At 56.2% G+C, this 22,531-nt stretch carries 19 protein-coding genes; 12 read left to right on the top strand and 7 right to left on the bottom strand.

Features of this window, described 5'->3' with window-relative positions:
• From H6B30_RS07180 to H6B30_RS07160, 5 genes are all read right to left on the bottom strand, one after another.
• The coding region (locus H6B30_RS07180) for a GDP-mannose 4,6-dehydratase (protein ID WP_205109122.1) at positions 1–218 on the bottom strand (218 nt) is incomplete at its 3' end.
• Positions 219–417: 199 nt separating this feature from the next.
• On the bottom strand, positions 418–924 hold the full coding sequence (locus H6B30_RS07175; protein WP_205109133.1) for a metallophosphoesterase family protein: 507 nt from the start codon (positions 922–924) through the stop codon (positions 418–420).
• A 46-nt stretch (positions 925–970) separates the two neighbouring features.
• A complete protein-coding gene (locus H6B30_RS07170; RefSeq protein WP_205109120.1) occupies positions 971–1,594 on the bottom strand; it encodes a cytidylate kinase-like family protein in 624 nt (207 codons plus the stop codon).
• Positions 1,595–1,603: 9 nt separating this feature from the next.
• On the bottom strand, positions 1,604–2,959 hold the full coding sequence (locus H6B30_RS07165; protein WP_205109118.1) for an MATE family efflux transporter: 1,356 nt from the start codon (positions 2,957–2,959) through the stop codon (positions 1,604–1,606).
• 1,027 nt (positions 2,960–3,986) lie between these two features.
• The gene (locus H6B30_RS07160; protein WP_205109117.1) at positions 3,987–4,886 is read right to left on the bottom strand and encodes a hypothetical protein; all 900 of its coding nucleotides are present in this window, start codon (positions 4,884–4,886) and stop codon (positions 3,987–3,989) included.
• 222 nt (positions 4,887–5,108) lie between these two features.
• Here H6B30_RS07160 and H6B30_RS07155 point away from each other — a divergent pair, with 222 nt between their 5' ends.
• From H6B30_RS07155 to phnW, 3 genes are read left to right on the top strand one after another with little or no spacing between them, the layout of a single operon-like run.
• A complete protein-coding gene (locus H6B30_RS07155; protein ID WP_439116960.1) occupies positions 5,109–6,455 on the top strand; it encodes a DUF5690 family protein in 1,347 nt (448 codons plus the stop codon).
• A gap of 48 nt (positions 6,456–6,503) precedes the next feature.
• On the top strand, positions 6,504–7,298 hold the full coding sequence (gene phnX, locus H6B30_RS07150) for a phosphonoacetaldehyde hydrolase (RefSeq protein ID WP_205109115.1): 795 nt from the start codon (positions 6,504–6,506) through the stop codon (positions 7,296–7,298).
• 54 nt (positions 7,299–7,352) lie between these two features.
• Positions 7,353–8,453 carry a 2-aminoethylphosphonate--pyruvate transaminase gene (gene phnW, locus H6B30_RS07145; protein ID WP_205109113.1) on the top strand — a complete coding sequence of 367 codons (1,101 nt, stop codon included), beginning with the start codon at positions 7,353–7,355 and terminating at the stop codon, positions 8,451–8,453.
• A 180-nt stretch (positions 8,454–8,633) separates the two neighbouring features.
• On the opposite strand, the gene ald is transcribed toward phnW, so the two are convergent.
• Complete coding sequence (ald, locus tag H6B30_RS07140) at positions 8,634–9,740, bottom strand: alanine dehydrogenase (RefSeq protein WP_205109111.1); 1,107 nt, start codon at positions 9,738–9,740, stop codon at positions 8,634–8,636.
• Between the two features lie 522 nt (positions 9,741–10,262).
• Here ald and H6B30_RS07135 point away from each other — a divergent pair.
• From H6B30_RS07135 to H6B30_RS07095, 9 genes are all read left to right on the top strand, one after another.
• On the top strand, positions 10,263–10,601 hold the full coding sequence (locus H6B30_RS07135) for a hypothetical protein (protein WP_205109109.1): 339 nt from the start codon (positions 10,263–10,265) through the stop codon (positions 10,599–10,601).
• Positions 10,602–10,834: 233 nt separating this feature from the next.
• Complete coding sequence (xseA, locus tag H6B30_RS07130) at positions 10,835–12,163, top strand: exodeoxyribonuclease VII large subunit (RefSeq protein ID WP_239483723.1); 1,329 nt, start codon at positions 10,835–10,837, stop codon at positions 12,161–12,163.
• Positions 12,160–12,363, top strand: a complete 204-nt coding sequence (gene xseB / locus H6B30_RS07125) for an exodeoxyribonuclease VII small subunit (protein ID WP_205109108.1) — start codon at positions 12,160–12,162, stop codon at positions 12,361–12,363. The genes xseA and xseB overlap by 4 nt, the downstream gene beginning before the upstream one ends.
• 267 nt (positions 12,364–12,630) lie before the next feature.
• A complete protein-coding gene (locus H6B30_RS07120; protein WP_205109106.1) occupies positions 12,631–13,653 on the top strand; it encodes a branched-chain amino acid aminotransferase in 1,023 nt (340 codons plus the stop codon).
• Between the two features lie 50 nt (positions 13,654–13,703).
• Complete coding sequence (locus tag H6B30_RS07115) at positions 13,704–14,225, top strand: ferritin (RefSeq protein ID WP_205109105.1); 522 nt, start codon at positions 13,704–13,706, stop codon at positions 14,223–14,225.
• 94 nt (positions 14,226–14,319) lie between these two features.
• Positions 14,320–15,090 (top strand): tRNA (guanosine(46)-N7)-methyltransferase TrmB, encoded by a 771-nt coding sequence (gene trmB / locus H6B30_RS07110; protein WP_205109103.1) that lies wholly within the window; start codon positions 14,320–14,322, stop codon positions 15,088–15,090.
• A gap of 751 nt (positions 15,091–15,841) precedes the next feature.
• Positions 15,842–16,927 carry a hypothetical protein gene (locus tag H6B30_RS07105; protein ID WP_205109101.1) on the top strand — a complete coding sequence of 362 codons (1,086 nt, stop codon included), beginning with the start codon at positions 15,842–15,844 and terminating at the stop codon, positions 16,925–16,927.
• Between the two features lie 138 nt (positions 16,928–17,065).
• Complete coding sequence (locus H6B30_RS07100; RefSeq protein ID WP_205109099.1) at positions 17,066–17,452, top strand: DUF2023 family protein; 387 nt, start codon at positions 17,066–17,068, stop codon at positions 17,450–17,452.
• 440 nt (positions 17,453–17,892) lie between these two features.
• Positions 17,893–18,993 (top strand): Mrp/NBP35 family ATP-binding protein, encoded by a 1,101-nt coding sequence (locus H6B30_RS07095; protein WP_205109098.1) that lies wholly within the window; start codon positions 17,893–17,895, stop codon positions 18,991–18,993.
• A 286-nt stretch (positions 18,994–19,279) separates the two neighbouring features.
• On the opposite strand, the gene H6B30_RS07090 is transcribed toward H6B30_RS07095, so the two are convergent.
• Positions 19,280–22,189 (bottom strand): M16 family metallopeptidase, encoded by a 2,910-nt coding sequence (locus H6B30_RS07090; protein ID WP_205109096.1) that lies wholly within the window; start codon positions 22,187–22,189, stop codon positions 19,280–19,282.
• Between the last annotated feature and the right edge of the window lie 342 nt (positions 22,190–22,531).

Here is a 22,531-nt window from a genome sequence, read left to right as displayed (position 1 = left end):
CGCCGCATGAGCCCGAGCATGGCGTCGAAGTCGCAGATGTCGGCCCTGACGAATGTGTAGTTGGGCCGGCCTTCGATATCCTTCAAGTTGGCCAGGTTGCCGGCGTAGGTCAGTTTGTCGACATTTATGATGTGATACTCACTGTATTTGTTGACGAACAGGCGCACCACATGTGAGCCTATGAACCCGGCTCCGCCGGTTATGATGATACTCTTCATTGCGTTTGACATTATTGGTTGGTGAGTTCTGTATATTGACTATAACGTACTTGAAGCCAATTTATTATATATCGCTACAGTTGCTTGGCCTGCCGTGGCCGCCGATGCCGCCACATTGCGGGCTGATGTGGGCCCCGCCACGCCACAGCCCGCCGTGCACATGCCGCCGCGAGCGCCCTCGGGCGGCCCGGGCGCAGTGCTAAACCACCGTGGTGCGGTTGCCCAGGGTTATCACTTCGCAGTCGGCAAAACGGCTGCCGTCTACCACCAGGCGAACCAGAGTGCGCTCCTTGTGCCACCCCTGCAGGCCAGCGGCGCCGGGATTGATGTGCAACAGTCGCAGCGTGCGGTCGTACTTTATCTTCAATATGTGTGAATGGCCGCTGATGAACAGCTGTGGCGGCGACGCGTATATCATCCCCCTGACAGACGGGTCGTAGTTGCCGGGGTAACCGCCGATGTGCTTCATGAGCACGTCTACGTCTTCACACTTAAACCGCAGCGTCTCTCTGTACATGCGCCGCAGGTCGCCCCCGTCGCAATTGCCGCAGACGGCGCGCAACGGGCGGTATGCCGCCAGGCGCTCGGCCACCTCGAGCGAGCCTATGTCGCCGGCGTGCCAAATCTCGTCGCACGGCTCGAAATACTTCAGGTAACGGTCGTCCCAATACGCATGGGTATCGCTTATGATGCCTATTCTCTTCATCATTGCCCTCCTTTCTTCATGTTGCCAGCCTGCCTTTGCCTATGCCTTACAGCGCAAGCCGCTTGCCGATGAACTCTGCAATGAAGGCGGCTGTGCCCTCAAGTCCCAGCAAGCTCGAGTTGATGCAAAGGTCGTAGGATGAGCTGTGGCCCCATTCCTTGCCGGTATAATAATTGTAATATGTTGAGCGCTCGCTCTCGCCAGACAGTATCTTCTTGCGCGCCGTGGCCTCGTCGCATCCCAGCCGGCTGCTCACCAGCGCTATGCGGTCGGCTATGTCGGCCGTGATGAACACGTCGACATGGCCGGGATAATCGCGCAGCACGTAGTCGGCGCAACGCCCTACGAACACGCACGAGCCCTCGTCGGCCGCTTTCCGTATCGCATCGCTCTGGAATTTGAAGAGGCTTTCCTGCGAAAGGTTGTTGTTGTAGAAGTTGGCGCTGCCAAGGAAAGGCACGTTGAGGTGGAACAACGACTTGAAGAATCCCTTCTGTTCGTCGTTCTGTTCGAAGAACTTCTCGCTGAAACCGCTTTCCTTTGCGGCCAGGTTGAGCAGCTCACGGTCGTAATACTTGCAGCCGAAATGCTGCGCAAGCATCTTCGCTATGTCGCGACCGCCACTGCCAAGCTGCCGCCCCACGTTTATGATTATTTTCTTTTCGCTCATATCCCGATGTTATTTTATAGTCATTTTCTTGAACTTCCGCATGTACGACATCATCATGAAGAACGTCACCACGGCAGCCACAGTGTCGGATATCGGCATTGCCCACCACACGCCGTCGACCCCGTAGATGGGCGGCAGCACCGCAAGCAGTGGCAAGAGGAATATCAACTGCCGCGAAAGCGATAGGAACATGCTCACCTTTGCCTTGCCTATGCTCTGGAAAAAGCTGGTCACCACCATCTGGTAACCGACTATGGGGAAGGCCAGCATCTCTATCATCAGACCCTCGACCGACAGCGCTATCAGCGTGGGGTCGGTGGTGAACAGGCGTGCGCACGGCCCCGGCAGCAGCTCGGCTATGGCAAAGCCCGCCGTTGTGACAACCGTGCCGGCAATTATGGCATACTTCACCACCTTCATCAAGCGGTCCATCAGCTGCGCGCCATAGTTGTAGCCGGCTATCGGCTGCATACCCTGGTTGATGCCCATCGTTATCATCACGAAGATGAAGCACACCTTGTTGGCAATGCCGTAGGCGCCCACAGCAAGGTCGCCGCCATACTTCTGCAGTCCGTTGTTGATGAAAATGACGACCACGCAGGCGCATACATTCATGGCAAACGGCGACATTCCGATGGCGATGATGGCCTTCACAATGCGGCCCTGCAGCCTGTAGATGCCCCGTTTTAGGTGCAACAGCTCGTCTTTGTTGCTGAAAAGCCTCATCTGCCACACCAAAGCCATCATCTGCGCGATAATGGTAGCATAGGCGGCGCCGCGTATTCCGAGGTTGAGCGGATAGATGAAGATGGGCGCCAGTATGGTGTTCATCACCACGGTAAACATGGTTGCATACATGGCCTGGCGCGGTTTGCCCGCCGCACGCAGCACGGCGTTCATGGCGAAATACATGTGCGAGAACACGTTGCCGGCCAGAATCACCTCCATGTAGTCGCGCGCGTAAGGCAAAGTCTGCTCGCTCGCCCCGAAGAAATAGAGTATGGGGTTGAGAAACAGCAGCGAAATCACGCTGAAGGAGATGCCGATGATGAGGTTGAGCGTGACGGTGTTGCCAAGCACGCGCTCGGCGGCCTCATAGTCTTTCTGCCCGAGGCGGACAGAGATGCACGTCGAAGCGCCGACGCCAACGGCCGCTCCGAAGGCGGCTGCAAGATTCATGAAGGGGAAGGTGAGGGCCAATCCTGAGATGGCCATGGCCCCTACGCCCTGCCCTATGAATATGCTGTCTACCATATTGTATAGCGACGATGCTGTCATAGCTATGATGGCAGGCAAGGCATACTGCATAAGCAGGGGTCCGACGGGCTTTGTTCCCAATTCCAAAGTAGCCTTGTTATTTTCCATACAATCTTTTAAATAGCGTGCAAAGTTACTAATTTTCTTCGTAAGAAGGAAAAAGTAGAGGCTTTTTAGCACAATATGGAAATGTTTTGAGGCCTCGGCGGCACCGCCGCAAAGGCCGCAGGCAACCACAGCCACGGCAGGCCGGCCGACAGGCCGTGGCGCGGCGCTACACAACACGGGCGCAGCCATGGAGTCAACGCCGCTGTTGCTCATGCCGACGGCTGCCATGCGCAGTCGCAATAATGTAACGATAATTTCAAAGAACGGCACGACCTGCCCAACACCCTGACCACCAGCGCATTGCGGCACAGGCCGTTTCAGGCCGCCAAACGGCCCGGACTGCATGGCAAAACGGCCGCCGTTGCACTCCGAAACGGCCTGTCTTGCAGGCCAGGACTGCGCAAACCGGGATGCGGGCGCCACATTGTAATAATATGCTACCATCGACAAGACGCGCCGCCAAGCACTCTCTTGCCATCCCACCGCCATGCACCGAAGCGCCCAAAAGTGCACCGGCAGCTGTGACGGCCGCAAAAACAGGCCGCAAAAGATGTGTGGCGGCACTGCCATGCCTGCCATGCGGCCGCGGCCAATGCCACGGGAAAGCCGAACGGCGTTGCCTGCCGACGGGCACAGACCATTGCCACGGCCACAGCCCCGTGGCGCCGCCGGGCAGTGGCGGATGCGCCCCACCATGCGCGGAGCAGCCTGAAGACCATGCAAAGGTACTAATTTTTTATTCCGCCCGGCGTATTTTTATGATTTTAACACTGTCTGTCGGACGCAAGCCCGCCCACTGACGGCAGGCCGATACCATGCAAGACAACAAGACACAGGGTGCCCACAGTCCTGAAACGAGCCACGCAGCCGTTTGCACACCATGGCGTTTTGGACGGCGCACGGCCCTTTAGGGGCTGCCAAAAAGCACGCCAGAAAAAAGCCGTATGGCACGCCTTGCATGACAATGACGCAACGGAGTGTCCCTTGCTCACAGCCGGCAAAGACCTACTGCAGGCGCAACGGAGGCTCAGCCGGCATTGAGCGAACCGAGCAGTCGCTTCTCTTCGGCCAGGTCGTCGATGCGCATCGTGGGCGAAGGGATGTTGCACAGCCTCACTGCATCTTCGCCACGGCATGTGTAATCGTAGTATGCCAGTTCCTGCCCTTCAAGCTCTTCGCGTGCCTTCAGGCATCCGTTGAGCTTTGCAAACTCGTCGGCCGATGTGCTGTCAGAGAGCTTCACAAAGAGTATTCGCCTTGCTATCGGGTTGTAATTATAGTCGAAACAGGTGTATATGCCGCGCAAGAAAGGCGGGCGCTCGTACATGGGCAGCCTGAGGCACACGCTGAACAGTGCCAGCTGCGGGTAAGGGTTCTCGTTGAACACAAGGTAGATGTGGCTCGCACCGTTCATCATCACCAGTCCGCGATGGGTTGTTCCATACGCGTTGTTGTGCGTCACCTCGGCATAGCCTCCGCCTGCAGCGGGGGCTATCATGTAAGGCTCGAGTTTCATTGCGTGCGATCCCGACGACATGCTGTAGCTCATGTATGTGCCGGCATGGCTGCCTATGGCCTCTGCCGAGCGCGCCATTATGCTGCCGAGGGCCGCCGCATAGGGGTTGCCCCCGCCGCCGCGCACCGGCTCCGGCTCAACGTCGGTGGCCATGAGCGTGGCCTTCATCGACGGCAGCGATGCCAGCAGGCGGCGCTTCGACACGTTGTTGACCCACACGAGGGCGCCGTCGAGCGCCTCGGCCGGTGCCATGCCGCGCTCCGTGTTCTTTACAAACGCCGGTATGACCGTGGTATACAAGGCCGAAAACACGCTCGGCTGGAAGTCTACCAGCGCGGCTATGTCTTTCATCTTCATGCCCTTATGGCGCAAGTAAGTGATGCGGTCGTATATGTCCTTGAGTTCGTCCATAAGCTGTTTCCAATGCTATTCAATTGCAAAAATAGCTATTTTCCGCTTAAAACACATTGCAAAAGTGTTACATTCGGGTTGCACCCGTTTTGCACTGCCGTTATTGTCGCGTTACGATAGCTTTACTGAATTGTTACGGCCCGTAATTCATGGATTATTCATTCCGGGGCAACGGGGCAACGACTAACTTTGCGGCGTGAAATGACAAAGCAAACTACAAGGATGAAACAGATGGCAAACATGATGCACAATGCGCACAGGGCCGGAACGGCCATGCCCGACTGGCTGTTCGTTATATGGGCCGGCGGCACGGCACTGGTGTCTTACTCACTTGTCTACGCCCTGCGCAAACCGTTTACGGCGGCCGAGTTTGAGGGCATGCAGGCCTTCGGCATGGACTACAAGATAGCCGTAAGCATCATCCAACTGATTGGTTACGTATGCGCGAAGATGCTCGGCATAAAGTTCATATCTGAGCTGCGGCCCGAAAACCGTCTTCGATTCATCATCGGGTCGGCAGCTCTTTCCGAGGCATCGCTGCTGGCTTTCGCGCTGATGCCTGTGCCGGCCAACATCTTCGCGCTGTTTTTCAACGGTCTGTCATTGGGCTGCATGTGGGGCGTCTTGTTCAGTTTCCTCGAAGGACGCCGCACCACCGACATCCTGGCAAGCATCATGGGGGTGAGCATGGCGCTCAGTTCGGGCGTGGCAAAGTCGCTCGGGCTCTACGCCCTGCAGTCGCTCCACGTGGGCGAGATGTGGATGCCTGCGCTCATCGGGGCCGTGGCCTTCCCGCTGCTATGCCTCACCGGGTGGATGATGACACGGTTGCCAAAGCCCGACGCTGCCGACGTGGCGGCGCGCTCCGAGCGGGTCACGCTCAACGGCAGGCAGCGCTGGCAACTGTTCCGACGCTTCATGCCGGTGCTGCTGCTGCTCTTCACGGCCAACCTTCTGCTCACAGTGCAGCGCGACATCAAGGAAGACTTCATCGTGTGCATCATCGATGTGAGCATGGTGCCGTCGTGGGCTTTCGCCTACCTCGACGGAATAGCGACGGTGGTGCTGCTGGCCATGTTCGCCATACTGTCTGCCGTGGGCAGCCACCTGCGCGTGCTCTGCACACTGCTTGGCGTGTCTACCGCCGGAATGGCACTGCTGGCGTTCATCGGGGCATACCAGACCCAACTGGCGCTGCCCACCACCCTGTGGCTGTTCTTGCAGACGCTATGCATAGACATCGCCTACCTGAGCTTCCAGACCATATTCTTTGAGCGGTTCATCGCCTGCTTCAAGCTGCACGCCAACGTCGGGTTCTTCATCATAACCATCGATTTCATTGGCTATCTCGGCACTCTCGGCATACTGCTCTTCAAGGAACTGGGCGCCCCGAACATCGATTGGCCGCTGTTCTACAACGAGATGAGCACATGGGTTGGCGTGGCTTGCTGCATAATGTTTGTGTGCTCGGTGGCCTACCTCGTGCAGGCAGGGCGCACACGGCGCGAGGCTGAAGACGGCAAGATGGCCGGAAGGCAGGCCATAAGTGGCTTCATGCCTGCCAACTAAACCGCATGCCGGGTTACTAAGACGAACATACAACGCTATAAGACTGATATGAGAAAGATTGAATGTGTTATCATGGACTGGGCCGGAACGGCCGTCGACTATGGCTGCTTCGCGCCTGTGGCTGCATTCGTTGAATGCTTCAAGGCAATGGGGCTCAACGTTTCGCCGGCCGAGACACGCGCCCACATGGGCCTGACAAAGCTCGAAGAGATACGCGCCCTGTTTGCCATAGGGCACGTGAGCGATGAGTTTGCAGCGAAATACGGGCGCGCTTACAACGAAGACGATGTGCAACAATGCTACAGGGGATTCCAGGAGGCTCTGTCAACAAAGCTCGATGACTACTCTACACCCATACCCGGGGTGGTGGAAACCATGGCCGCGCTGAGGGCGGATGGACTGAAGGTTGGCTCGACCACGGGCTACACGCAAGCCATGATGGACGTGGTGACGGCGGCGGCACGCCGGCAAGGCTATGCCGTTGACTGCTGCGTGACGGCGGACGGACTGCCGGCAGGGCGCCCCAAGCCCTACATGATATACCAGAACATGTGCAGGCTCGGCGTAGACTCGCCACGGTCGGTGGTCAAGTTCGGCGACACCATTGCCGACATACGCGAAGGGCGCAACGCCGGGGCATGGAGCGTGGGCGTCATCATGGGCAGCAACGAGATGGCGCTGACGCCCGACGAGGCCGTGGCCATGGACAGTGCAGAACTGAAAAAGCGCATGGACGACGTGAGATACAGGATGTATGCCGCCGGCGCCGACTATGTGGTGGACGACGCAACGGCCCTGCCGGCGCTCATAGAAAGCATTAACATGAGGATGGCCGGCGAATAGGCGCCCGGCAAACAAACGCTGACAAAAAGACGGAACAATAAATTCAATACGGACATGAGACCATACTTACTACTTACACCGGGCCCGCTGACTACGACAGACAGCGTGAAGGAAGCCATGATGAGCGACTGGTGCACATGGGACGAAGACTATAACGTGGGCATAGTTGAGCAGATTCGCAAGCAACTTGTTGAACTGGCAACAAGCCGTCCCGACGAATATACGGCGGTGCTGATGCAGGGAAGCGGCACGTTCTGCGTCGAAGCCACTCTCGGAACGGCCGTGAGGCCTTCCGACAAACTGCTGGTTGCCGCCAACGGGGCGTACGGAAAGCGCATGGGAGTGATTGCCGACTACTACCATATCGACTGCGACGTGATGAGGTTTGAGGAGACCGAGGCCGTCGACCCGGCCCGCATCGACACTTACCTGACGGCACACGGCGAGGTGACGCACGTGTCGGTGGTGCACTGCGAGACCACTACCGGCGTGCTCAACCCACTCGAGGAGATTGCCTCTGTGGTGAAACGCCACGGCAAGGTGCTCATTGTCGACGCCATGAGCAGCTTCGGCGGGGTGCCGATAGACATGGCCAGGCTCGGCATCGACTTCATGATAAGCAGCGCAAACAAGTGCATCCAGGGTGTGCCGGGCTTCGGCTTCGTCATTGCCCGGCGCTCTTTGCTCGAGCAATGCGGGGGCGTGGCGCGCTCGCTGTCGCTCGATCTCTACGACCAATGGCGCACCATGGAAGACGGACACGGCAAATGGCGCTTCACGTCGCCCACCCATGTGGTGCGGGCTTTCATGCAGGCCATGGCCGAACTGAGGGCAGAAGGCGGCATTGAAGCACGCCACGCCCGCTACCGCGAAAACCACGACACGCTCGTGGAGGGCATGCGCAGCCTCGGGTTCCGGACGCTGCTGCCCGACGAAGTGCAGTCGCCGATAATCACATCGTTCTATTATCCCAATGCCGAATTTGACTTCAAAGACTTCTACACGAAGCTCAAGGAGAGGGGATTCGTGATATACCCGGGCAAGATATCGCAGGCCAACACGTTCAGGATTGGCAACATCGGCGACGTGTTTCCCGAAGATTTCAGGCGACTGACGCAGGCCATAAAGGACATAGAGGGCAGAAAAGCCTTTTGACGCGGCCTAATGGCTTGCCTCATGGCTGCAATGGCGCCAAGCGGATTGGCCGCCAGTGACTCACTGAAGCAGCGCAGTATGGCATTATAATAATGTATTGCCCCCGACGGCGGGTTGCCTTTTGCAACAGCCTTCGGGGGCAACATGAATTTCACAAGGCCCATGCCTTGATGCCGCGGGCTACAGCTCAACAGGCTCGTAAGCCATGCCGAAGACATCGGCAACGGCCTTATACGTCACCTTACCCTCAACCACATTGAGTCCCAGGGCCAGCGCAGGGTCGTCCTTGCAGGCACGGCGCCACCCCTTGTCGGCCAAAGCCACGGCATACCTGAGCGTGGCGTTGGTGAGGGCCGACGTCGATGTGTGAGGCACGGCACCCGGGATGTTTGCCACGGCATAATGAACGATGCCGTCAAGCTCGTAAACCGGCTCGCTGTGGGTGGTGGGATGCGAGGTCTCGAAGCACCCTCCCTGGTCGATGGCCACGTCGACAAGCACCGAGCCCGGCTCCATCATGCCAAGCATGTCGCGCGTTATGAGATGGGGAGCCTTGTCGCCCGGCACGAGCACCGAACCGATTACGACGTCGGTGTCGGGCAGCTCTTGCTCTATGTTGTGCCTGTTTGAATAGAGCGTGCTCACGTTGGCGGGCATCGTGAGCGACAACTCACGCAGCTTCGGGAGCGATATGTCGGTCATGACCACTGTGGCTCCAAGCCCGGCAGCCACGCGGGCAGCAGCCTGCCCAACTATTCCGCCACCGAGAACAAGCACCTTGACCGGCTTCACACCGGGCACTCCGCAAACGAGCTTGCCCTTTCCGCCCTTGGTCTTCTGCAGGTAGTAGGCGCCGTTTATCATGCCGAGACGGCCTGCAACCTCGCTCATCGGCACAAGCAACGGCAGCGAACCGTCGCTGAGCTGCACTGTCTCGTATGCCAGGCAGACACCGCCGCTCTTCACCATGGCCTCGGTGAGCTTGCGGTCACATGCAAAATGGAAATACGTAAACACAAGCTGACCTGGCTTAACGAGCGGATATTCGGGCTCAATGGGCTCTTTCACCTTGATAATCATGTCGGCCGAACGGTATGTATCCTCTATTGTTGGCAATATCTTCGCGCCCGCTTTTACGTACTTCTCGTCCGGAAAGCCACTGTTTACGCCTGCGGTGTGCTGAACAAACACCTCATGGCCGTGAGCCACCAACTCTGAGACGCCAGCAGGAGTCATCCCGACCCTGTTCTCGTTGTTCTTGATTTCTTTAGGAATACCAATTCTCATAACTACGGATTTTTAATTGTTTGGCTTATGCTGAACTCCCTGCGCGAGGCCAGCCGCTCACAAGCACGGGCTTGACGGGCACCTCGCCGGGGCATCAGTCGGCCACAAATATACGCTTTTTCTGTCATTGTTGTATATCATCGGGGCGCATTTTTTCAGCATTAAAATGCTAAATAACGTTACAGAAGCACTTACACATATATATAATCCAAATTGGCCTACAGGCCGGGGAATGTCTGTATTGATATTTATGCCGCGCGCACCAAATGCTTCTGACGCCCCAGCGGCGCCGTAACGGAACCTTCGCCACGACGCGGCACGCTACGCTTGGGGCCAAGACAACAATCTGGCGGCACTGCCACCTGCACTCATTGCCAGCGTACACTACGCCATAACGGGCCTTAACCGCCCACATGCCATCTCCAAGCCGCCCCCGTATGCCAACAGCACGCCGACCTGTATGCCATGCACGTAAAGGCATATTATAAACATTTAATACTAATATCGGCTACTGAAAAACAAGTGGAAATAGAGTCAAAAAGTTGGCTCTGGATGTGCGAACACATGCTGCGGCATACCAAAACAATGCCATTCTCAGCACAAAACGACAAAAACGGGCATAAAAACAGCCATCAACCCGGTGGCAATACGGCCCATGTCACACTGCAAAACGGCCCGTTTAGCATGCCAAAACGAGCCGAACGGCATAGTGGAACGGCCGGAACCGATGCACAGCAACGCCATGTAGGGGCGCAAGGCAAACGGTGTCAGGCAGTTATGAATGCACACTCATTTTGCCGTTATTTGCCTGCCGACGCCCGGCCTGCCGCAAACAAGCCATTCTCACGACACATCATGTAAATACATTTCACGCCTGATACGGTTTTATCGGATTTTATTCGTAAATTTGCATGGCCTACGTCGAGGTGCAATGGGGCAAAGCCCTGGCGCCTGGCCCGGCCGCGCCAAAGGCAAGGCAAACGCAACGGCAAGGCAACCGCCACGACCCGACATAGGCAACGCGCGTGGGCAATGCCACAGCCCGGCATATTCGGGCACCGACGGCACACCAACAAAGCATGACAACAACAAGCATGACAACACGAAACGCAATGGCAACAACGCACAACCAGGCGGCAATGACGCTATATGAGCTCAACGGCATGGTGCGCTCTACGATAGAGAGCGTGCTGGCCGACGAGTATTGGGTGGAAGCGGAGCTGTCGGAGGTGCGCGAGTCAAGGGGCCACTGCTACATGGAACTGATTGAGAAAGACGCCAACGGCAACACTCCCATAGCCCGGGCGTCGGCAAAATGCTGGCGACAGACGTGGGCCTTGCTGCGCCCTTACTTCGAGCGCGCCACCGGACAACAGCTGCACGCCGGGATGAAGGTGATGCTGCAAGTGTATGCCCAATACCATGAAGCATACGGGTTTTCTTGGATTGTCACCGACATTGACCCCACTTACACCTTGGGCGACATGACTCGCAGACGCATGGAGATAATTCGCCGGCTGAAGGAAGAAGGGGTGTTCGACCTCAACAAGGAACTTGAGCTGCCCGTGTTCACGCAGCGCATAGCCGTGATATCAAGCCAGACAGCCGCCGGATATGGCGACTTCTGCAACCAACTGGCCGAGAATGAGTATGGATACGCCTTCGAAACGCGACTGTTCGCAGCTACAATGCAGGGCGAGCAGGTTGAACAGAGCATCATAGCGGCACTGAACAGAATAAATGCGGAAGCCGACCTGTTCGACTGTGTGGTTATAATACGCGGAGGAGGGGCCACGAGCGACATGTCGGGATTTGACACCCTGGCACTGGCAGAGAACGTGGCCAACTTCCCGTTACCGGTCATCACGGGCATCGGGCACGACAGAGACGAGTCGATACTCGACATGGTTTCACACACAAAAGTGAAGACGCCAACGGCCGCCGCCGCCCTGCTCGTGAGCAGGCTGAGCGCCGTGGATGCGCAATTGGACGACTGGCGGCAACGTCTCGTCCGCATGGTGACGGCCCGGCTTGGCACGGAAAGGCAGCGCATGTCGGCCATATCTGGCAGGATACCGGCGCTGTTCTCGGTAGTGAAGACGCGCCAGGAGGCCCGCATAGGCATCATTGCAGAGAGGCTGAAGGCCGGCGCTGCACGCCGAATCAATGAGCAGGGCCACCGCATAGAGATGGCAAGGCAGGCCATACCGCCCATTGCCATGCGGCAATTGGCAGCCGCACACCACAAGGTGGAGATGCTCGAGCAACGTGCACTGGCCCAAGACCCGACACTGCTGCTGCGGCGCGGCTACAGCATAACCATGTGCGGAGGACACGCCGTGCGCGACGCAGGACAGCTGAAGACCGGCGACGAGATTGAAACAAGACTTGAAAAAGGCAGAATAAAATCAACAGTGAAATGAAGAACGACATGAAATACGAAGAAGCCATGCGCGAACTGGAACGCATTGTGGCACGAATGGAAAACGAAGAGCCCGACATCGACTCGCTCGGCGAGCAACTACGCCGCGCACAACAGCTGATAAAGCTGTGCAAAGCCAAGCTCACCAAGACCGACAAGGAGATAAAGGACATACTGGAAAGCGACGGCGGAAAAGAGTGAGCCACCGACACTGGCGCCTGACGGCAACCACGCAAAGCCCCATACTGACGGGGGAAGGCCGACAGCAGGGCGGCAACCGGACACCAACAAAGAAAAGTTCACGTCATTTTCAGATTTTTGTACCCTTTTAGTTGCTATCGTTCAATATTTTGATTACCTTTGCCTTTGGTAAACGACTGGCCTGCCGCAAGGCGCAAGGCGCCAACCGACGCACAGCAGCCACACACGGGCAAAGGCCGGGTAGGATTCACATTAACAAGTCATAATATGAAGAACATTGACTGGGGAAGCCTGTCTTTCGGATATGTTCCGACTGACTACAACGTGCGGTGCTACTACCGCGACGGGCAATGGGGCGAGATTGAGGTCTGCTCCGACGAGTACATAAAGATGCACATGGCAGCCACCTGCCTGCATTATGGGCAAGAAGCCTTCGAAGGACTGAAGGCATACAGGTGCCCCGACGGCAAGGTGCGCGTGTTCCGCATGGATGAGAACGCAGCAAGGCTGCAGTCGACATGCCGCGGAATACTCATGCCCGAAGTGCCGACGGAACTGTTCGAGGACATGGTAAAGAAGGTGGTGCGCCTCAACCAAGAGTACATACCGACCTACGAAAGCGGTGCCACGCTCTACATACGCCCCCTGCTCGTGGGCATGTCGGCACAAGTGGGTGTGCACCCAGCGTCTGAATACCTGTTCATGATATTCGTAACGCCAGTGGGCCCGTACTTCAAAGGCGGGTTCTCTACCAACCCCTACGTCATCATACGCGACTACGACCGCGCCGCCCCGCTCGGAACGGGATGCTACAAGGTGGGCGGCAACTATGCAGCCTCGATGAAAGCCAACAGCATAGCCCACGAGAAAGGCTACGCATGTGAGTTCTACCTCGACGCTAAAGAGAAGAAATACATGGACGAATGCGGCGCCGCCAACTTCTTCGGAATAAAGAACAACACCTACGTGACGCCGAAGTCGAGCAGCATACTGCCCAGCATCACGAACAAAAGCCTGATGCAACTGGCCGAAGACTTCGGCATGACAGTCGAGCGAAGGCACATACCCGAAGAGGAACTCGAGACATTCGAGGAAGCCGGAGCATGCGGAACAGCAGCCGTGATATCGCCAATATCATACATCGACGACCTTGACACGGGCAAACGATACACGTTCAGCACCGACGGAAAGCCCGGACCGATATCCACCAGGCTCTACAACCACCTCCGCGGAATACAATACGGAACGGAAGAAGACAAGCACGGGTGGACAAAAGTAGTGATAGAATGACACGCCAACATACAAACAACAACACAACTCAACTTTAAATACATATCATTATGTTAAGCAAAAAGATTGAAGAGGCGCTCAACGCGCAGATCAACGCCGAATTATGGTCGGCTTACCTATACCTCTCCATGGCCGCATACTGCCATTCAAACGGCAAGCCGGGCATGGGCAAGTGGTATGAAGTGCAGTTCCAGGAGGAGCAAGACCATGCAAAGATATTCTTCAACTACGTCATCCAGCGCGGCGGCACGGTTACCCTTAAGCCGATAGATGCCGTTCCCACGGAGTGGAAATCGCTACTCGACGTGTTCGAGAGCACCCTCGCCCACGAGCAGAAGGTAACGGCACTCATCAACGAACTGTTCGCACTGACAGCCGCCGAGAAGGACTATGCAACCCAAAGCGCTCTGAAATGGTTTATCGACGAGCAGGTTGAAGAGGAGGAAACGGCCCAGAACATCATTGACAACCTCAAGATGATACAGGACAACGGCTACGGTCTGTACATGCTCGACAAGGAACTGGGGGCACGCACCTACACCCAGGCAGCACCGCTGGCATCTGCCCAATAAGGCATAAACATTTTCCAGAAATAACGAAAGGCCGCCGCCGAAGTATCAAATGTACCCCGGAAGCGGCCTTTCCCCTACTTACCCGACAACAACAATGAGCAAAGGAAAACTACAGAAGTTCGCCGAGATGGAGACGTTCAGCAACGTTTTCCAGTTCCCTTACTCCGCCATGGAAGGCGTAACGTTTGAGATGAGGGGACGATGGCGCGAAGACTACTTCCACAACCAGAACCCGATAGTGCTCGAACTGGGCTGCGGCAAAGGCGAATACACCGTCGGCCTGGCCAAGCTATACCCCGAAGTAAACTTCATCGGCGTCGACATCAAGGGCGCACGCATGCACACCGGGGCCAAGCAGGCGCTCGACGAGGGACTAAGCAACGCGGCCTTCCTGCGCACCAACATAGAAATCATAGACCGGTTCTTTGCCCCCGGCGAAGTGCAGGAGATATGGCTGACGTTCAGCGACCCGCAGATGAAGAACCCGAGGAAGCGGCTCAGCAGCACCTCGTTCATGGAACGCTACCGCCATTTCCTGGCAGACGGAGGCATAATACACCTGAAGACCGACTCGAACTTCCTGTTCACATACACCACTTACATGGTGGAGCGCAACCGGTTGCCGCTGCTTTTCCGCACCGAAGACCTCTACCACACCGACGGCATTGACCCCGAGACGCGCAAGATTCTATCGATACAGACCTACTACGAGGCGCAATGGATTGACCGCGGGCTCAATATACGCTACATGAAGTTCAGGTTGCCACACTCCGGCACGCTCGAAGAGCCTGACGTTGAGATACCGCTCGACGAGTACCGCAGCTACAAGCGCACCAAGCGAAGCGGGCTGTCGACGAGCAAATGAACCACCAGCCACAGACCGGACTGCGCTTCCCTTGGGAGCATCCGGCCTGGACATGGCATCAGCAGAACATCGCCACCGTAGCAAAGGCAGGCAGGCTGAACACGGGAAGCATCAGGCTGCCACATCTACTCCCATGACATGCGCCACACAGCCACGCCTAATAGGAAAATGACAATAAACAAACTACACCACGGCCGAGGCCGACGATGAGCGCCGCCGACATGACGGGACGTGAGGAAACACCCGGAAGGGGCGCAAGGGGCAACAGCCACTAACCGGCAAGACCGCCCGCCAAGCATTGGCGCGGCCAGCCTACCAACACCCAAGACCAACGGCAAGGCCACAGCCCAGGCCTCACAACGGCCGTCGTCGCCGCGCATCCCGAACGCAAGGCCGGCCATAATGACATGATACAGAAAACGAAACTCATGACCTGTGATTACTATTTGTCGCCACAACGCCTACCGCTTCAGCAACAACACACCCGACTCAGAACAGCACGGGCAAGGCAACCTCAAGTCATGAAACAGCATAACAAAGTAAGATACTGACGAAAACAATGAATGTTCAAGATAACGACACCTCGCAAGACTATCTTATCATTTCCGGCGGCTGCGCAGTATTATATTGCATCATCCCCCCCGTTTCATCCATGCTTGAATATATTAGGACTGATGGACAGCGGGCCAATGACATTTGCCTCACTATATCGACCGCCTTACTGGTAGCCTGCAGTATTCTATACGCGCGGATGAGAAAGATCGACCAAGCCCGTGGCACCGGCTTTTCATACACCTCGGTGGCCTTCATCCCGCCAATACTCCCATTAATTGTCTACCTGACGAGAAACGAAATACCACTGGCACTGGCTGCAGCCGCCACGGCCCTTTTGCTGACGGCAGCCATTCCGCTCGTAATGAAGCGTGTGGCCGCACCGCTGCTGACGCTGGTCTTTGTCTACGCATCATACTTCATAGCGGCAAACTGTGTCATCAATTACATACTGGGACGGTCGCTAACCACCGTCACTTATATTCTTGGCGACATCGAAATAACAGTGCCCGACTTAGCTGAAAGCAACTATTGCTTCGCAGCAGCAGCCGGCATCACAGCCGGATGGGTCGACCTTGTAAGGACTGAACACGCCAAGGGCGACACGGCGGCAGTGGCGCGAGCCATGAGGAGGGCCCCGGCAGCCACAACCGACGACCAGCTGTACACCTTTCTAACCAGCGTAGAGCAAATGAAGCGCGGCAACAACAAGGCTGCCATGACTCTTTTAAAAAAAGGGACAATGAAAACGGACATCAGGAAAGACACCATCTATGCCACCATCAACCTGGTTGCGCTGGGAAGGATGATGCTTGCCGAGGGCGACTCGGCAGGCATCGACAGCATCAGCAAGGCCGTTGAGCTGCTCGACATAAAAATGTGCGACGCGATAAACATGTCTGCGCTCGCAATGGCCATACACAAAACAGACCTCACGCAGGCCACGCTCATGAACGAGGCCACCCTTGCCACATTTCCGGAACACGACTACTACAAACGCACCAAGGCCATCATTCTATACAAGAAGAAAGACTACTGGGGAGCATGGGAATGGCTCGGGCCTACCATCTACGACCCCAGCGAAGAAACGCCCGGCCTGCTCGAGATTGCAGGAGACATAGCCATGCTCATGGAAAACGCCGAGGGAAAGGACGGCGACCGGTTTTTCACAGACGAGGAATACAGAAAAGAGGTTGCCATGGGCTATTGGAAGGAGGCCGCAAGGCAAGCACCCGACGACGAGTTGCTGGCCCGGAAGATAAGGCTCGGCAGGTATGTTGAGTGACAAGACGAGGCCCTGCCACGCCTTTTCATAACTTTTAGGTATTGCGCAATCGGCAGTTTTCAGTTAGTTTTGCAAACGGAAACCGACGTGAAAAAAGTGCCGCCACACGCCGGCGGCCAGCAAAATGACACTTAGCTTATGAAAACTGCAAACATAAACCCCGTGGAACTGAAAGTGTTCCTCAACCATGTCTACGAGTTCAAGAAAGGAGTAAGGCAAATGGTGCTGTACACAATGAACAAGAAGTATGAAGACTTTGCCATACGGCGGCTCAACAGCCAGGGCATAGCCTACCTGATACAGCCTGCCGGCCGCAACAGCGTCAACCTGTTTTTCGGAAAGAGCGAGTGCATAGAGGTTATAAAGCACCTTGTCAACTGCCCGCTCTACGAACTCTCGCCTGAAAAGGATTTCATCCTCGGGGCTATGCTCGGTTACAACATCTGCGACCAATGCAAGCGATACTGCAACCAGATGGAGAAAGCCACAGTGAAGCAGAAAGTCGACAACACAATAGCATCATAACCCCAGGGCGGCCCACAGGCCGGCAACGGCGACCAGGAAGGGCGCTCCCGCCCGTGTAATGTTTATTCACAGCGACAGCCATACGGCATAACGGCCTGTGGCTCAGCCCCGTGCCAAACATGCCGTTTCAAGCTCCGAAACAGTCCGTATTGTAACCCCAAACGGCCCATATCAAACGCCAATACGGCCCGTCCGGCAATTCGGGACGGGCCGGCTGGTCAACCGGCAGCGCATTTGTAAAGAATCAGGAAAACAAGGCCGGCACCGCTACATCCCACCTGTGACATGCTGAAAATGACTGTATGACTGTTTGGCCATGCAGGCTAAACCATGCCGCAAAACACAGAAAACAACCCTACGGATGCAAAAACCGGGCCGTGGCATGGCCTTTCGGCACAATATTTGCAATCCAAATAACCAAGAACCATATAGCAAAGAATATGACACTTTATCCGAAACTCATACTCGACGCGCTGGCAACAGTGACCTATGCCGGCACGAAGAAGAACCTCGTAGAGAGCGACATGGTGGCCGACAACATCAGAATAGACGGCATGTCGGTGTCGTTCTCACTGATTTTCCCGCGAGACACCGACCCGTTTCTTAAGTCAACGGTCAAGGCCGCCGAGGCCGCCATACACTACCACGTAGGCAAAGACGTGCAGGTAAGCATCACCACAGAGTTCAGGTCGAAGCCAAGGCCGGAGGTGGGCAAGCTGTTGCCGCAGGTGAAAAACATCATTGCAGTAAGCTCCGGCAAGGGAGGAGTGGGCAAAAGCACCGTGGCCGCCAACCTGGCAATAGCCCTGGCACGGCTCGGCTACAAGGTCGGGCTGCTCGATGCCGACATCTTCGGCCCGTCGATGCCAAAGATGTTCAACGTTGAAGACGCCAGGCCGTATGCCGTGGAAAAAGACGGCAGGCAACTCATTGAGCCCATAGAGAAATACGGAGTGAAGCTGCTCAGCATCGGCTTCTTTGTCAATCCCGACACCGCGACGCTCTGGCGCGGCGGCATGGCGTCTAACGCGCTAAAGCAGTTGATAGCCGATGCCGACTGGGGAGAGCTCGACTACTTCATCCTCGACACCCCTCCCGGCACAAGCGACATACACCTCACCCTGCTGCAAACGCTGGCCATAACGGGCGCGGTGATAGTAAGTACGCCGCAAAACGTGGCATTGGCCGACGCTCGCAAGGGCATCGACATGTACAAAAACGACAAGGTGAACGTGCCGATACTGGGACTTGTCGAGAACATGGCGTGGTTTACGCCTGCCGAACTGCCCGAAAACAAGTACTATATCTTCGGCCACGAGGGATGCAAGGCGCTGGCCAAGGAGATGGACCTGCCGCTGCTGGCCCAGATTCCGCTTGTTCAGAGCATCTGTGAGAGCGGCGACGCTGGACAACCCGCCGCTTGCAACTCGGAAACCATCACCGGACTGGCATTCATCAACCTTGCCCAGGCTGTGGTAACCGTAACCAACCGACGCAACAAGGAGCAGGCACCAACCAAGATTGTCGAAGTGAACAACTGACGACCCGGATTGTTTCTCTATGCCCAAAAGGCCGTGCAAAAGGCGGTTTTATAATTATTGGGAGTTAGAAGAAGTCAGAAGGAGTTACAGGGAGTTAGAAGACGATGGACATTGACTGCGGAGTTGGGAGTTATGGGGAGTCAGAAGGATTTATGGGGAGGTAGAAGACGATGGCTTCAGACTGCATAGTTGCTTGTCGAATACCAATGTCCTCTAACTCCTTCTAACTTCACTTAACTCCCCATAACCCCCAACTCCACTGTCAACGGCTCACATTTTCCGCCGTTCAGAAGCCGAAAATCTCCTCGGTAGAGAGCCTCTTCACAGGCCCAATCTTGCCGAGCGACTCCATGTCGAGCTCCTTCTCATCGCCCAGGATGATATAGCGGAAAGGCTTTTTAGCCATATTCTGCTGTTCAAAGCTTATCACGTCGGCCATCTTGATGGCAGGCAGAGCATTGTAAATGCGCTCTTTGATGTCATAGTCAATGCCAAGGTTACGAGCCTCTACATAGGCGCGAAGCACGTTGAAGCGCGTGGTGCGCTCACTCTGCAGCTTCTTTATAAGGCTCTGCTTGGCAATGTCGAATGCCGATTGCGACTGAGGCATGTCGTCCAATATGTTGTTGAACACATTGACACAGTCCATCATCTTGTCATTCTGGGATATGATGTAAGTATAGAACGACTCGGTCTGATTCTTGCGGGCTGGTGCATTGTACCGTGCGAAAGCGCTGTAGGCCAGTCCGCGCGACTCGCGCAACTCCTGGAACACAACCGTGTTCATGCCTCCTCCGAAGTATTCGTTGAACAGAGCCTGCACCGGTGCCTCTTCGGCATGCCACCGACGGCCCTCGTTGTGGAACTGAACCATGTATATGTTCTTGGCGTCATAAGGAGCAATCATCACCTCGTTGGCTTGCGTAAGCGCCATCTCGTAGGCCTTGCCTACAGGCGCCGGCGACAGCTTGGCGGCCAGATGGCGCCCTGCCTTGAGCACCTCGACAAGCCTATCCTGCGTTTCCGGCCCATAATACATCACCGTATGCTCATACCCTGCCAGCTTCTTCAGCATGCCGGTAAGCAACTGTGGCCCTCCGGCGCGCAGCTCCTGCTCGCTGAGAGTGTTGCGCTGGCTGTTGTAGCGGCCATACCTGCCATAGGCAAACAGGTAAGAGAAATTGGCGTCTTGATTGGTCTTGAGGTCGCCACGCGACTTCTCCAGCATGTCAACGAAGCCCCCAAACGATTCGTCGTCGCCCTTGGCGTTGTTCAGCAAGTCGTCGAGCATGGCCACAGCCTTGGGCATGTTCTCGCTCAAACCGCTCAACCTGACCTCCACGTAGTCGGCCCCGACACCAATGGAATAGTTGCACGCCAGACTGTAGAAATCCTTCTTGACCTGCTCTGAGCTCTTTTTGTCGGTGCCGATATAGTAAAGATAGTCTGGCGCAATGTCCATGCCTTTCACGTCTTCGGTGCCGAACTCATAGCGGTAGCACAGGTCAAACAGCCCGTCGTCAATGTTCTGCTTGTAAAGCAGCGGCACCCCGGCCCCGGTCTTCGTCACCGTCAGGTCGGCATCAAAGTCGAGGAACCGCGGCTGTATGGGCTTGGCCTCCGATTCCACGACCTCCTTCAGGAAGTCGCTTTGCAAGTTGCGGTTGGCCGGTATCGCCGTTATCTGCGGTTTGTCTATCTTCTTTATCGTAGTGTCGTTGCCCATTTTCTTGTACACGCATACATAGTTTTCACCGAGATGGCGGCGTGCGAAGTCCACAATCTGCTGCTTGGTAATCTTCGATATGCGGTCGATGGCCCCCACCTCTGTGGCCCACGGCCTTCCCTGGATGAAGGTTTGCACAAACATGTTGGCCCTTGCGCCGTTGTCGCGCAATTGCTTGTAATACTCCAGCTTCATGTTGTTGATGACCGCCGGCAGCAGTCCGTCGTCAAAGTCGCCGCTTCTCAGCTTGCCCATTTCCTTCAGCACGACCGCGCGAAGCTCCTCAAGCGTCTGCCCATCTTTAGGCTGGCAGAACATAAGCATCGACGTATAGTCGGTGTGTCCGTCAATCATCACGGCCACCCTCTGCACGAGCATCTGTTGCTCAAGGTCTGTTTCCATCAGCCCCGCCTCACCGTTGGCAAGCATGAGCGATATCACCCCGAGCGTGTCGGCCTGCATATCGGCCGCCCCCTTGAACCTCCAGCCAAGCATGAGGCTCTCTGCCTCCTGCCCCACTACGGTGGTGTCGACGGCTGATGTCAACTCGGCCAATGCCGGATATTCGGGTCGCGACAGGGCGGGGTCGGCCTTCCAAGAACCGAAATAGCGGTCTATCTGTGCAATGACCGTGTCGGGGTTGAAGTCGCCCGACATGCATATTGCCACATTGTTTGGCACATAATAGCGCTTGAAGTAGTTCTTAATGTTGGTTATCGACGGGTTTTTCAGGTGCTCTTGTGTGCCAATGGTGGTCTGCGTGCCGTAGGGATGGCCCGGATACAGCTTGGCGTTCAGCGCATCGTATGCCTTGCCGAAGTCGTCGGTAAGCGAAATGTTCTTCTCCTCATACACCGCCTCGAGCTCTGTGTGGAATCCCCTTATCACCATGTTCTCAAACCTGTCGGCCTGTATGCGCAGCCAGTTCTCCACCTCGTTTGCCGGTATGTCTTCGGTGTAACAGGTCACGTCGTTGCTGGTATAGGCGTTGGTGCCCTGAGCTCCTATCGACGACATGAGCTTGTCGTATTCGTTGGGTATGAAGAAACGCGCCGCCAGCTGCGACAGACTGTCTATCTCGCGGTAGCAGCTCTTGCGCTGTTCCGGGTCGGTGAGCGTGCGGTAGTGCTCGTACTTAGCCTCGATGGCGTCGAGCAGTGGCTTCTCTGCCGCATAGTCGGTGGTTCCGAAAGCCTTTGTCCCCTTAAACATCAGGTGCTCCAGATAGTGAGCCAGCCCGGTGGTCTCGGCCGGGTCGTTGCGGCTTCCGGTGCGTACGGCGATGTAGGTCTGTATGCGCGGCTTCTCGTTGTTGACCGTGAGGTAAACCGTCAGGCCGTTGTCAAGTTTGTATATCCGCGACTTCATCATGTCGCCGTCCACCGACTGATACTTATAGTCTTTGCCATGGACTGCCACCGTCATGGCCAATGCCATGCAGGCGATAAAGAAAGAACGTAGTTTTACCATTTGCTTATTGTGTTATTGATTGATTGTCACAACAGCCACAATGCAGGTCGGCATTGCGGCATACGGGTTGTCCGGGTGTCACGTGGCACTGACGAATTGCTTACACAAAGCCCCCTGTGCCCCTGCCGGTGCGGTTCGGCCCTGCCAAACAGCCCGTTCGGGCGTGCGAAACGCGCCGTTTTGGCATGCCATACGGCACGTTTTGCGACGCAGGGCCGGCCATTCTGCAACACGGTGGTTGTCAGCACGTTATGCGGAACAGCCCGGAAAAACATAAAATATTACAAAAACCGATTTGCCAAAGCCATCGCGCCATGCGGCATGATGCCCGGCGTGAATGCG

The sequence above is a fragment of the Marseilla massiliensis genome, assembly GCF_016899955.1.
Lineage (GTDB): Bacteria > Bacteroidota > Bacteroidia > Bacteroidales > Bacteroidaceae > Prevotella > Prevotella intestinigallinarum.
This window is presented reverse-complemented; position numbering and strand designations above follow the sequence as displayed.

Coding starts and splice junctions, on each gene's coding strand:
- H6B30_RS07105 (WP_205109101.1), top strand. CDS start 15,842: ATGAGAAAGATCGACCAAGCCCGTGGCACCGGCTTTTCATACACCTCG.
- phnW (WP_205109113.1), top strand. CDS start 7,353: ATGAGACCATACTTACTACTTACACCGGGCCCGCTGACTACGACAGAC.
- H6B30_RS07175 (WP_205109133.1), bottom strand. CDS start 924: ATGAAGAGAATAGGCATCATAAGCGATACCCATGCGTATTGGGACGAC.
- H6B30_RS07170 (WP_205109120.1), bottom strand. CDS start 1,594: ATGAGCGAAAAGAAAATAATCATAAACGTGGGGCGGCAGCTTGGCAGT.
- H6B30_RS07120 (WP_205109106.1), top strand. CDS start 12,631: ATGAAGAACATTGACTGGGGAAGCCTGTCTTTCGGATATGTTCCGACT.
- phnX (WP_205109115.1), top strand. CDS start 6,504: ATGAGAAAGATTGAATGTGTTATCATGGACTGGGCCGGAACGGCCGTC.
- trmB (WP_205109103.1), top strand. CDS start 14,320: ATGAGCAAAGGAAAACTACAGAAGTTCGCCGAGATGGAGACGTTCAGC.
- xseB (WP_205109108.1), top strand. CDS start 12,160: ATGAAGAACGACATGAAATACGAAGAAGCCATGCGCGAACTGGAACGC.
- ald (WP_205109111.1), bottom strand. CDS start 9,740: ATGAGAATTGGTATTCCTAAAGAAATCAAGAACAACGAGAACAGGGTC.
- H6B30_RS07165 (WP_205109118.1), bottom strand. CDS start 2,959: ATGGAAAATAACAAGGCTACTTTGGAATTGGGAACAAAGCCCGTCGGA.
- H6B30_RS07100 (WP_205109099.1), top strand. CDS start 17,066: ATGAAAACTGCAAACATAAACCCCGTGGAACTGAAAGTGTTCCTCAAC.
- xseA (WP_239483723.1), top strand. CDS start 10,835: ATGACAACACGAAACGCAATGGCAACAACGCACAACCAGGCGGCAATG.
- H6B30_RS07115 (WP_205109105.1), top strand. CDS start 13,704: ATGTTAAGCAAAAAGATTGAAGAGGCGCTCAACGCGCAGATCAACGCC.
- H6B30_RS07095 (WP_205109098.1), top strand. CDS start 17,893: ATGACACTTTATCCGAAACTCATACTCGACGCGCTGGCAACAGTGACC.
- H6B30_RS07090 (WP_205109096.1), bottom strand. CDS start 22,189: ATGGTAAAACTACGTTCTTTCTTTATCGCCTGCATGGCATTGGCCATG.
- H6B30_RS07160 (WP_205109117.1), bottom strand. CDS start 4,886: ATGGACGAACTCAAGGACATATACGACCGCATCACTTACTTGCGCCAT.
- H6B30_RS07155 (WP_439116960.1), top strand. CDS start 5,109: ATGAAACAGATGGCAAACATGATGCACAATGCGCACAGGGCCGGAACG.